The sequence below is a fragment of the Parabacteroides sp. An277 genome (assembly GCF_002159645.1).
Classification (GTDB): Bacteria; Bacteroidota; Bacteroidia; order Bacteroidales; family Tannerellaceae; genus Parabacteroides.
The window spans coordinates 1-11,710 of sequence record NZ_NFJB01000060.1; the positions used below are offsets into that span (position 1 = coordinate 1).

Consider the following 11,710-nt stretch of genomic DNA (forward strand, 5'->3'; position numbering starts at 1 on the left):
AATCACGTTGAAAATGGAATTGCGTCCACACAATGGACTTCCAATCGCGTGGGAAATGGAATTGTGTCCACGCAATGGGCTTCCAATCACGTGGGAAATGGAATTGCGTCCACACAATGGGCTTCCAATCACGTGGGAAGTGTTTTTGCTATACGCAACGGCATTTCCCACGTTTTTCAAGCTGCCATCTCGCTCGGCGAACATACTTTACAGCATGAAAAAGCCTCAATCCCCAAGAAAAACGGGCCTCGAAAGAGGTCCAATCCTCAGGTAGCCGTAGGTCGAAGCCATCGGCGAGGCCTGCGGGGCATTTATTCTGCAGGCCTCGCTTCGCTCCGACCCGCAGTTACCTGAAATTTGGACCTCTCCGAGGTCCTACCATAAAAAAAGCCCCAGATTCCGGAGAACCCAGGGCCATATTCACTAATAAAACATACTTCGGGCGATTCGCATCGGCCTTCATCTCTTTCAAATAGGTTGCATCCGTCAGACCTCGGAGAGGTCTAACCATGCTTAACCGGCTGTGTGGCGCGAAGCGGCACCTGCGGTCAAAGTCCGCCCCACGGTCTCGACCTCGAAGGGGTCGAACCTTTCCCTCTATGCCTCTTGTTCGACCCCGCTGGGGTCGGGATAGAGGGGACATCAGCTACCGCGGGTAATGCTAACGCGTCACCCGCGGTTAAGCATGATTCGACGGTTTCACCGTCTGGTTAGTGATTCCCATGGAGATGAATATGAAATTCTTCCTCGAAAATTTGCACTTATTAAAATAATGTTTCGTACCTTTGCATCGTGACCCGTGAGTTCCATCGTGTTGGGCTTGCCAAGGGGCGCAAGTTTATTACGAAAGGTGTTATTGAGATTATCTTCTTATAACAAATTCTCGCAAAGTTTGTATTTAGGATGAAGATAACTCAATGGCACCCGCATCATTTGATTAGGATTCTCCCAAGGAGGGAGAACTATATCTTATTGGTGTGGGATGCTGTTGTTTTATCTATCCTAAGGGCAATGCGAGAAGCCCGTTATAAAGATAAAGCAGATACAGTTCCCACACCTTTTTTATTGTTAACCACTCTGGAGGGAACAGGAGTGAAAAACATTTACAGATATGAAAGTAAAGAGTTTATTGGCAGCTATGATGGCTGCGGCGTTGAGTTTTAATTTTGTAGCGTGCAGTGACGACGATGATCCTGTTCCGGGCGGCGGAAATGGAGCAGATGGCAAAACAATCATTATTAATGTAGAAGAGCCAGGGACCTTTCAAAGTGAGTATGACAACATCATTTCGCATTATGATGAAAGCTCCGAACTTAATAATTTGGTGGTGAAAGGCAAGTTGAATAGAGAAGATATGCATAATTTGGAATTTGCTCGTTCGATTCAAGGTTATTATGAGAAATGGGCAGATACAATTTATTTAGATATGTCAGAGATTCAAATCGTAGAGTCTACTTATAATGGTGAATCATACAAAGCAAATCATTTGTATGGAGGAATGGGGTGGACTGGTTATGTTATCTCCAAATTTCCTAAAAATATAGAGGTCATAGAAGATAACATTGATTTTGGCAAAGTCTTGGACATATCCAATTTGTTAAGCGAAAAGTTAGAAGAAATAGGAAACGGTGCATTTGCGGGAAAAGATTTTACTCCGACTGAAATTGTATTTCCCAAGAGTTTAAAAAGAATAGGGGAATCTGCTTTTAAGGGCTCCAATATAAAAAAGATAAAAACACAAGGAAATTTAAATATCGAATCAGAAGCATTTAGTAATTGTTCATTGGAGGAAGTAGAGTTAAACGGTGTAGAAATAATAGGTAAAAATGTTTTTTCATATTGTGTACCTGAAAATGAAAAAATGGTGATATCAATGCCTGATGTAAAATACATAAGAGAAGAAGCATTTAATCAGAGTTATAATAACAACAAAAGAAATAATAGTGAATTAGAGATAAAGGATATAAAAAATCTTATAGATATTGAAAATGACGCATTTGCTGGCATTGAGAGAGTAGAAATAGATCTTTCTGAAGCAGAGAATTTGAACACAATTGGAGATAGGGCTTTTAAGGATGTTGTTGAGGATGAGATTGTAATTCCTGAAAATGTGAAAAGAATAGGAAGTAGTGCATTTAAATCTTTAGGGGTTGTTCGCATGCGTCCTCAAACTCCACCTTTATGCGGAAATCCATTTACAACAATGGATAATCAAAGCAGATATATAGGATTTTATTGTGATACATTGTATGTTCCAAAAGGTTGTAAAAGCATTTACGAGAAAGATGCATGGCATTCATCATCCATTTATGATTATAATTTGTGGTTATCCTTTGGAATACAATGCAATGTCATTTTAGAAGAATAAAATTTAGTTGTATGAAAAAGAAAGAAAATATGACTCCAAGAGAAATGTTTCCAATATCCATATTTGGAAGCAATGATTCTCGCAAAGAGGTAAATGGCATTTATGTATATAATGGAATAGCGGAAGAGAATAAATCCCTATTCCGTTATATGAATCTGGAGTACCTGTATGCGATGCTGAGAAGTAGGAAACTCTATATTCCCAATCGGCAATCTTTTCCTGATTTGAGAGAAAAAGGCCGGAAAGAAAAGTCCAGATATGCTTTTACTCCTCAAATTGTGCCACACAACAAAGAGCAAAGAGAAAGAAACGAATGGGAACGAATCGCGCGGAAATACATTTATAAAGTTTGTATTTCCTGTTGGACTTTCGACGAGCATGAACATCCGGATCAAAGCTTGGTTCACGAGGACTATTTGATGTGGAAAGCGTATGCCAGCCATGCAATCGGATGTCGCATTGAAACAACCGTCCAAGATTTGATTGGCAGTATAGAAAATACGGATAGGGAATTTGATTTGTTATTATCTAAAGCATATTATGCTCCAGAAGGTTTCGATTCTTTTTATGATTGTCTTTTTAAAAAGACATTGTATTATAAAAACGAACAGGAACTGAGATTGTGTGCTTTGACTTTGGATACTGATCATGTGGAACTGCCTATTAATCCCATGCAATTGATAAAGAAGATTACAATTTCTCCTTTTATCGATAAGGATTATGCAGGACTTCTTATCAAAGCGTTGGAGGCAGAATTTCCTGAACTGGCTGGAAAGGTTGAACCGTCTCACATTTTAGAGTATTAATACAAATAGATCTTACGTATTAAAAGAGAAAGGGCGACGAAACAGAACCGTCGCCCTTTCCTTGATACGCTGTTCTCTAAAATAAACTTTTGTACAGCCATTTTCCTTCCGCCCGGAAACAAAGACGGATGGGGCATGAAACGATTCCTATACATTATATGCCTCAATCGAAAGCATTCATACGGAATGACGGCAGGGTTTATGTTCTGCAATAGTCCAGCATGATAGAGAAGCCTTGCAATCTGGCTTCCCAATCCGCGGCAGGGATTTTTTCACCCCAAACCCTTTACACTCTCAATTATTATGCCTACTTTTGCAAGTCTTTAAGACATTAGCTATCGAAATAAACTAATATAAACGATGAATATATCTTATAATTGGCTGAAAGAATATCTCGATTTTGACTTGCAGCCTGAAGAAGTAGCCGCTGCCCTGACTTCGATTGGTCTGGAGACAGGCAGTGTAGAAGAGGTGCAAACCATCAAAGGCGGACTGGAAGGACTCGTAGTGGGCGAAGTCTTGACGTGCGAAATGCACCCCAATTCAGACCATCTGCACGTGACAACGGTCAATGTAGGCACGGGCGAACCTTTGCAAATCGTATGCGGTGCACCGAATGTAGCCGCAGGGCAAAAGGTTATCGTAGCTGTAAATGGCACGAAGCTATATGATGGCGATCAGGAATTTACCATCAAGCGCTCTAAATTGCGGGGCGTAGAATCGAACGGTATGATTTGTGCCGAAGATGAAATCGGCGTAGGTACCGACCATGCGGGTATCATTGTATTGCCCAGCGATACGCCGGTCGGCTTGCCTGCCAAAGAATACTATAACATTAAAAGCGACTATGTATTGGAAGTGGACATCACACCGAACCGGGTGGATGCGACTTCGCACTTCGGCGTAGCACGCGACTTGGCCGCTTACCTGAAGCAACATGGCCAACCGGCCGAGTTGAAACGCCCTTCCGTCGAGGTTTTCCATATAGAAGACGAAACGCCTGCCATCGAAGTGGTCGTAGAGAATACGGAGGCTTGCTTACGCTATTCGGGTGTTACCATCAAAGGCGTCACGGTAAAAGAAAGTCCTGAGTGGTTGCAAAACCGGTTGCGCACGATTGGGTTGCGCCCTATTAATAATGTAGTAGACGTAACCAACTACATCCTGCATGGTATGGGGCAACCGCTCCACTCGTTCGATGCCGGGAAAATCAACGGCGGAAAGGTGATTGTGAAAGCAGCCCACGAAGGTGATAAGTTCGTCACCCTGGATGGCGTAGAACGCACATTGACAAACCGCGATTTGATGATATGCAATGCCGAGAAACCCATGTGTATCGCAGGGGTATTCGGTGGATTGGAATCGGGTGTGACGGAAGCGACTACGGATGTATTCCTCGAATCCGCCACTTTCCATCCGACTTGGATTCGCAAGACCGCTCGCCGCTTTGGATTAAATACGGATGCTTCTTTCCGGTATGAACGCGGATTGGATCCGAACGTTACGATTTATATCTTGAAATATGCCGCCTTGCTGATTCAAGAAGTGGCTGGAGGAACCATTACCGGTGCGGTTCAGGATATCTATCCAAAGGTATTCGAGCCCTATAAGGTGAACCTGACATACGAGAAAATCAACTCGTTGACCGGTAAAGTCATTCCGACCGAGACGGTAAAGAGCATCGTCGAAAGCTTGGAAATGAAAATTACCAACGAAACAGCGGAAGGATTGAGCCTCGAAGTACCAGTCTATCGCATCGACGTGCAACGGGATGTAGATGTCATTGAAGATATTCTCCGCATTTACGGATATAATAATATAGAATTCAGTGAGCATGTCAAGTCGAACCTGAGTTACCAAACACCGACCGACCATAGCTACAAAATGGAGAACCTCATCTCGGAACAGCTTTGTGGATACGGGTTCAATGAAATACTGAACAACTCGCTTACCCGTTCGGCTTACTATGATGCCTTGACGACCTATCCGGCATCCCATTGTATTATGTTGATGAATCCGTTGAGTGCTGATTTGAATTGTCTTCGCCAGACCCTTCTTTTCGGTGGATTGGAAAGTATCGAGCACAATATGAAACGGAAGAAGGGCAATATCCATTTCTATGAATTTGGTAATTGCTACGATTTCAATGCCGAAAACAAAAAAGAAGGCGAAGCCCTGTCTCCCTATAGCGAAGAATACCACTTGGGTATTTGGGTATGTGGTAACCGTGTGGAAAACAATTGGGCTCATCCGAACGAAAAGACTTCCGTCTACGAATTGAAAGCGTATGTAGAGAATATTCTCGTCCGCTTGGGTATTTCGTTGAAGAAAGTGATTTTCGGCAACTTGACAAACGACATCTATGATGCCGGGTTAAGCCTTACGACGCCATCAGGCAAGGTATTGGGAACGTTGGGTATCGTCAGCCATAAAATCTGCAAGGCAATGGATATCGACACCGAAGTATATTACGCTGAACTCCGTTGGACTGCCTTGATGAAGGAAACCAAAAAGAACAAAGTTACCTATACCGACCTGTCGAAGTTCCCAGGCGTAAAACGAGATTTGGCTTTATTAATCGACAAATCCGTACAATTTGCCGAAATCCAAAAGGTTGCTTTCGAAAGCGAGCGCAAGCTCCTGAAAGAGGTAACGCTCTTCGACGTGTACGAAGGCAAGAACCTTCCGGAAGGCAAGAAATCATACGCCGTCAGCTTCTTCCTCGAAGATGAGACAAAAACGTTGAACGATAAACAAATCGACGCCATCATGAAGAAGATTCAGACGAATTTGGAACAGAAGATAGGTGCACAACTGAGATAACATCTGAAAGAATAATCACAATACAAACAATAAAACAAGCAAATAAACAATATGGGAAGAGCGTTTGAGTTTCGCAAAGCAAGAAAGTTTAAGCGTTGGGGCAACATGGCCCGTGTATTTACGAAGTTGGGTAAGGAAATCACCATTTGCGCAAAGCAGGGCGGACCGGAACCGGAAAACAACCCTCGCCTGCGTGTCTTGATGCAAACGGCCAAGAAAGAAAATATGCCGAAGGAGAATGTGGAACGCGCCATCAAACGGGCCGTTTCAAAAGACTTCACGGATTATAAGGAAATGAACTACGAAGGATACGGACCGTTTGGTATTGCTATTTTCGTCGAAACAGCCACCGATAATACGACACGTACGGTAGCGAATGTACGTAGTTATTTTAATAAGTGTGGCGGTTCGCTGGGTACGAGCGGTAGCCTTGAATTCCTGTTCACCCATAAATGCGTGTTCCATATCGTCAAACCGGAGAATGTCTCTTTGGATGATTTGGAATTGGAACTCATTGACTTCGGCGTAGATGAATTGGACGTAGACGACGATGCAAACGAAATCATCATCTATGGAGAGTTCGCCCAAAACGCTGCTATCCAGAAATATTTGGAAGAAAACGGCTACGAAATCACCAGCAGCGAGTTCGTCCGCATCCCGAACGACGTGAAGGAAGTGACACCTGAACAACGCGAAACCATCGAGAAATTGATTGAAAAGCTGGAAGAGGACGATGATGTCCAGAACGTATTCCATAACATGAAGGAAGACGATAGCGAAGAAGAATAACATAAATAGCTTTTTTACAAAATGGCATAAACTATATGTGTGCCGGACTGCTGTGAAGCACTCCGGCATTTTCTTTTCTAAAAAATCAACCCCTTGTTTCTTTTTAAAGGATTAATCCCTATCTTTGTACGGAATTCAATTTAACACATAGAAAGGATTAATTATGAATGAAATGACAAAACCAAATGAAAAGTTCCTCAACGACATTTGAAACATTATCAATACGGCCCGGACACAAGCCGTGCGCAGTGTGGATTTCTGCCGCGTACAGATGTATTGGCACATGGGTAAACGTATTTTTGAAGAAGAGCAGCAAGGAAAAGAGCGGGCAGATTACGGGACATATCTCATAAAGAATCTGGCCAAACAGTTGGAACCGGAATATGGTAGCGGTTTTTCATATCGTCAATTGGCTTTTTGCCGCCAGTTTTATCGGCTTTACCCAATTGTGAACGTACTGCGTTCACAATTGAACTGGACTCAATATCGCATGCTGATTCAGATAGATGACCCTGACAAGCGCATGTATTACGAACTGGAGTCTGTCAATAACAGTTGGACGGCAAGAGAAACAGAACGGCAAATTAACTCGCAACTCTACGAACGCCTGTTGCTAAGCAATGACAAGGAAGCCGTCCTTTCCATGGCCCGTAAAGAACGGATTCCGCAATCGCCTTTGGAAATTATCAAAGACCCCATGTATTTAGAGTTCTTGGGATTGGAACGCAAGGCTGCTTATTATGAGAAAGATTTGGAGTCGGCCATCATTACCCATCTGCAACATTTCTTGCTTGAATTGGGACAAGGTTTTACTTTCGTGGCACGTCAGAAACGCATCCTATTGGAAGACGATGAGTTCTTTGCCGATCTTGTATTCTATAACCGTTTGCTCAGATGCTTCGTGGTGATTGAACTGAAAACCGGTAAATGGACACATCAGGACTTAGGACAATTACAGATGTACGTCAACTACTACGACCGTGTGGAAAAGACGGCAGACGAAAATCCTACGATTGGCATCCTGCTCTGTACCAACAAAAACGATACCGCTGTGCGCATGGCTTTGCCAGAAGATAATAAAACCATATTGGCCAGCGAATACAAACTTTACCTGCCCACGCAAGCACAGTTAATCGATGAAGTAAATAGCGTGCGCAAGATGGTAGAGGAGCGAGAATTTGATAAGGAAAGTAAAAACGAGAGCGAAGACATAAAATAAGGTTAAATACGAGAAGAAAAATGCCCAGAAGTTATGCTATATAACATAAACTCTCTATATTTGCACTGTGTTTTTCATGGTATTAGATTTAAGGTTAGCAATGAAGACTGGTTGTCGGGATGACAACCTTTTCTTTTTTATAGCCACTCCTATTTTTCATTCCCCTTTTATCCCTTCCGAAACATAGTTATAATCGCCGGCGATTATAGTTAGAAACGAAATGGTTTCTCGTTATAATCGGAAAGGTTTATAGGGTTCCGTCTTGCCGACGAACAGAGTAAAAGTATTCAAACGTACCGAACGGGAAAAGAAGCCGCAAAGGAAGCTCTTAAAGCAGCCAAGGCACAAAGGCTGCCGGATGTGAACGTGTCTCTTTCCGCCAGCTATTGGGGCAACGGCAAGCTATGGGACAGGGATTTCGGCAACGCCATGACGGTTGATATGCCTCATTTCGGTAACAACTTCGCATGGGAGGCGCAGCAGGTCGTCTATGCAGGCGGAGCCATCAGCAGCGGCATCAAGCAGGCGGAACTTGGCAAGCTGTTGGCGGAACTTGACTTGCAAAAGAATGTGCAGGAGATACGTTTCCTGCTGGTGGGACATTATCTGAATCTCTACAAATTGGACAATCAAATCCGGGTGCTACAAAAGAACATGGAACTGACCGATGAAGTCATTGCCAACATGAAAGCCCGCAGGGAACAAGGTACAGTCCTGAAAAACGACATTACACGCTATGAACTGCAAAAGGAGCAACTGAACTTGCAATTGACAAGGGTTAAGGATGCACGGAGAATAGCCAACCATCAATTGGTGACCACCTTGCATCTACCGGAAAATACGGAGATATATCCGGACACCTTATTATTAAGGGAACGAATCCAAACATTGACGGAAGATGAATGGCAGGATATGGCGGAAGCCAACAACATCTTCCTGAAACAGACGCAAGCGACTATCCAACTGAATGAGCAAAAGGTAAAGCAGGAACGTGCGGAACGCCTGCCACACATTTCCATTGTGGCGGCAGACCATTTGGACGGGCCTATCACCATTGAAGCGCCTGTGCTGGACAACAATTTCAATTATTGGTACATAGGAATAGGTGTGAAATACAATATCTCTTCCTTGTTCAAGAACAACAGAAAGCTGAAACAGGCTCGCCTGAATGTCCGTCAGGCACAGGAACAACGCCAGTTGGCGCAAGAGCAAATAGAAAATGCCGTGCAAGAAGGATATGTGAACTTCCTGACTGCTTTCACCGACTTGCGGACACAGGAGAACAGCGTAAGGTTGGCTGACGAGAACTATCATGTCACCGACAACCGCTACAAGAACGAGATGGCGTTGCTGACCGACATGTTGGATGCCAGTAACATGAAGCTCACCGCCGACTTGGGGTTGGTGGATGCCCGTATCAACATCCTGTACAATTATTATAAGATGAAATACATCACACATACTTTATAAACTCAAAGACATTATGATTACAAGAAAGACTAAAAAATTGGTTTACAACATAGTTGTTATAGCATTGCTGGTTATCGGAATGGCATACGTGTGCTCACGTTTCATTCATTTAGGGAATGTGGAGTATACGGATAATGCGCAGGTAAAACAACATATCACTCCCGTCAATACACGGGTGCAGGGCTTCATCAAGAAGATTTATTTCGAGGAATACCGGCCGATACACAAGGGCGACACGTTGCTCGTGATTGAAGATGCAGAGTTCAGATTGCGTTTGGCACAAGCCGAGGCGGACTTGGCAAACGCACTGGCAGGACAGCAGGTCACAAACGCGGGAATAGCCACGACGCAAAACAATCTGAGTGTCAATGACGCCACCATCGAGGAAGTCCGTGTGCAGCGGGCTAATGCGGAACGTGAGTTGCAGCGGTACAAAAAACTGTTGGAGGAGGATGCCGTCACCCGTCAGCAATACGACAACGTAAAGACTGCATACGATGCCATCAACGCCCGGTATGAGCAGGCACTTCGCATGAAACACTCCACATCCTTGACCAAAGAGGAACAGACGCATCGGCTGGGACAAAATGAGGCTGCCATCCGTTTGGCGCAAGCCGCCGTGGATTTGGCTCGTTTGAACCTATCTTATACGGTCATAGTCGCTACCTGCGATGGTGTGACCGGACGTAAAGACATTCACGAAGGCCAGTTGGTGCAGCCCGGTCAGACAATGGTGGACATTGTGGACAATGGCGACTTGTGGGTCATCGCCAACTATCGGGAAACCCAACTTCCGAATATCAAGGAAGGAGCCGAGGTCACTTTTACGGCCGATGCCGTTCCGGGCATAACCTATAAAGGTGTAGTGGAATCCATCTCCGATGCCACCGGAGCGGCGTTCTCCTTGATACCGCAAGACAATGCTACCGGCAATTTCGTGAAAGTGGAGCAAAGAGTCCCCGTCCGCATCCGTCTGCAAGGCAATGACGCGGACAAAGTGAGCCGTTTACGGGCAGGTTTCAATGTGGAATGCAAAGTGAAATACTGATATGAGCGGAACTGCACAACCCATGCCTTTCTCCATGCCGATGTTCAGGAGTTTTGTTCCTGAGCGGATACGGCCTTGGATGTATGTATTCATCGCTGTCACTTTTCAATTCTCCGGCGGACTCTATTTAGGCACGTTGAACCAGATGATGGGGGAAACGACCCTGATGCGGGAAGACCTCTTGATGTGCCTCTACGCGAACTTGGCAGGAATGGCTATCTATTTTCCTTTGTTGTTCCGCATGAAATTCCGTTTCACCAACAAGACGCTGTTGTGCGGGGCAGCAACCGGGGTATTGCTCTGCAACCTGGTTGCTCCGCATATCACTTTTCTTCCGTTACTTTGGCTGGTATGCTTTATCGAAGGCATGTGCAAGATACAAGGCACGTTCGAGTGCATGTCGAACATCCAGCTTTGGATGAGTCCGACACGCGACTTTACCGTGTTCTTCCCCATGCTGCATATCATCATCTTAGGGAGTATGCAGTTGTCCGATTTGCTGGCCACTTATCTGATGTATTACTACCATTAGGATTACATGCAATGGTTCATTTGCGGCACCATGATGACAGACTTACTGATATTAACTGTCTGCACCCGTCATTTTCGTATGTTCAAGAAGTTCCCTTTGTTTGGCATTGATTGGCTGGGAGCGGTGCTGTGGGCGGCACTTGCTCTGGAAATCACGTTCGTCTTCAACTATGGCGATTATTACGACTGGTGGAACAGCCCGGTCATCCGCAAGGTCAGCCTTTCCGCGGCCGTTACGTTCGTGTTCTGCTTGGGGCGCATGTTCTCCATCCGTCATCCGTACCTTGAACCCAAGATGTGGACATACCGTTATCTGGCTCCGATACTTGTGTTGGTCGCCTTGGTGGAAATGTTGCTTGCCACCGAGCATGTATTGGAAGAAACATTCCTGGAGGGAGTGATGCATTACGGCACGATGACCGGCGTGCAGTTGGATTGGCCCGTGCTTGCCGGATGCCTGGCGGGATGCCTGTTTTCCTATTGGTGGATGCACGTCAAGCGGTTCAACTACCTGCGGCTGATTATCATCGGACTGGCAGGAGTGATATGTTATCCTTTAGATTTGCGCAAAATAATAAATGAAGAAGAATGTTTATCTTTATATCAATAAAGGTTAACCAAGAAAAAGAGGTGAACTATTGTGTTATCAAGACTCT

The 11,710-nt window shown here is 44.5% G+C and carries 8 protein-coding genes and 1 pseudogene; all 9 read left to right on the forward strand.

The window, feature by feature from the left end; all coding sequences use genetic code 11:
* Window positions 1-903 precede the first annotated feature (903 nt).
* Window positions 904-1,164, forward strand: a complete 261-nt coding sequence (locus B5F77_RS14870; RefSeq protein ID WP_239446388.1) for a hypothetical protein — start codon at window positions 904-906, stop codon at window positions 1,162-1,164.
* Window positions 1,112-2,368, forward strand: a complete 1,257-nt coding sequence (locus B5F77_RS14875; RefSeq protein WP_087332179.1) for a leucine-rich repeat domain-containing protein — start codon at window positions 1,112-1,114, stop codon at window positions 2,366-2,368. Before B5F77_RS14870 ends, B5F77_RS14875 begins: the two co-directional genes overlap by 53 nt.
* An 11-nt stretch (window positions 2,369-2,379) precedes the next feature.
* The gene (locus tag B5F77_RS14880; protein WP_087332181.1) at window positions 2,380-3,174 is read left to right on the forward strand and encodes a hypothetical protein; all 795 of its coding nucleotides are present in this window, start codon (window positions 2,380-2,382) and stop codon (window positions 3,172-3,174) included.
* A 360-nt stretch (window positions 3,175-3,534) separates the two neighbouring features.
* A complete protein-coding gene (gene pheT, locus B5F77_RS14885; RefSeq protein WP_087332183.1) occupies window positions 3,535-5,997 on the forward strand; it encodes a phenylalanine--tRNA ligase subunit beta in 2,463 nt (820 codons plus the stop codon).
* A gap of 51 nt (window positions 5,998-6,048) precedes the next feature.
* On the forward strand, window positions 6,049-6,786 hold the full coding sequence (locus B5F77_RS14890) for a YebC/PmpR family DNA-binding transcriptional regulator (RefSeq protein WP_087332185.1): 738 nt from the start codon (window positions 6,049-6,051) through the stop codon (window positions 6,784-6,786).
* A gap of 217 nt (window positions 6,787-7,003) precedes the next feature.
* A complete protein-coding gene (locus B5F77_RS14895; RefSeq protein ID WP_255377056.1) occupies window positions 7,004-8,005 on the forward strand; it encodes a PDDEXK nuclease domain-containing protein in 1,002 nt (333 codons plus the stop codon).
* A gap of 249 nt (window positions 8,006-8,254) precedes the next feature.
* Window positions 8,255-9,475: a TolC family protein gene (locus B5F77_RS14900; protein ID WP_087332189.1), complete on the forward strand. Its 1,221-nt coding sequence runs from the start codon at window positions 8,255-8,257 to the stop codon at window positions 9,473-9,475.
* A gap of 13 nt (window positions 9,476-9,488) precedes the next feature.
* Complete coding sequence (locus tag B5F77_RS14905; protein WP_087332191.1) at window positions 9,489-10,523, forward strand: HlyD family secretion protein; 1,035 nt, start codon at window positions 9,489-9,491, stop codon at window positions 10,521-10,523.
* A gap of 1 nt (window position 10,524) precedes the next feature.
* Window positions 10,525-11,607: pseudogene (locus B5F77_RS14910) on the forward strand (hypothetical protein); the annotation flags it as partial.
* Window positions 11,608-11,710: the final 103 nt, after the last annotated feature.

What these genes read in the sequence shown, in the direction of transcription:
- pheT (WP_087332183.1), top strand. Translation starts at nt 3,535, where the DNA reads ATGAATATATCTTATAATTGGCTGAAAGAATATCTCGATTTTGACTTG.
- B5F77_RS14875 (WP_087332179.1), top strand. Translation starts at nt 1,112, where the DNA reads ATGAAAGTAAAGAGTTTATTGGCAGCTATGATGGCTGCGGCGTTGAGT.
- B5F77_RS14880 (WP_087332181.1), top strand. Translation starts at nt 2,380, where the DNA reads ATGAAAAAGAAAGAAAATATGACTCCAAGAGAAATGTTTCCAATATCC.
- B5F77_RS14890 (WP_087332185.1), top strand. Translation starts at nt 6,049, where the DNA reads ATGGGAAGAGCGTTTGAGTTTCGCAAAGCAAGAAAGTTTAAGCGTTGG.
- B5F77_RS14905 (WP_087332191.1), top strand. Translation starts at nt 9,489, where the DNA reads ATGATTACAAGAAAGACTAAAAAATTGGTTTACAACATAGTTGTTATA.
- B5F77_RS14870 (WP_239446388.1), top strand. Translation starts at nt 904, where the DNA reads ATGAAGATAACTCAATGGCACCCGCATCATTTGATTAGGATTCTCCCA.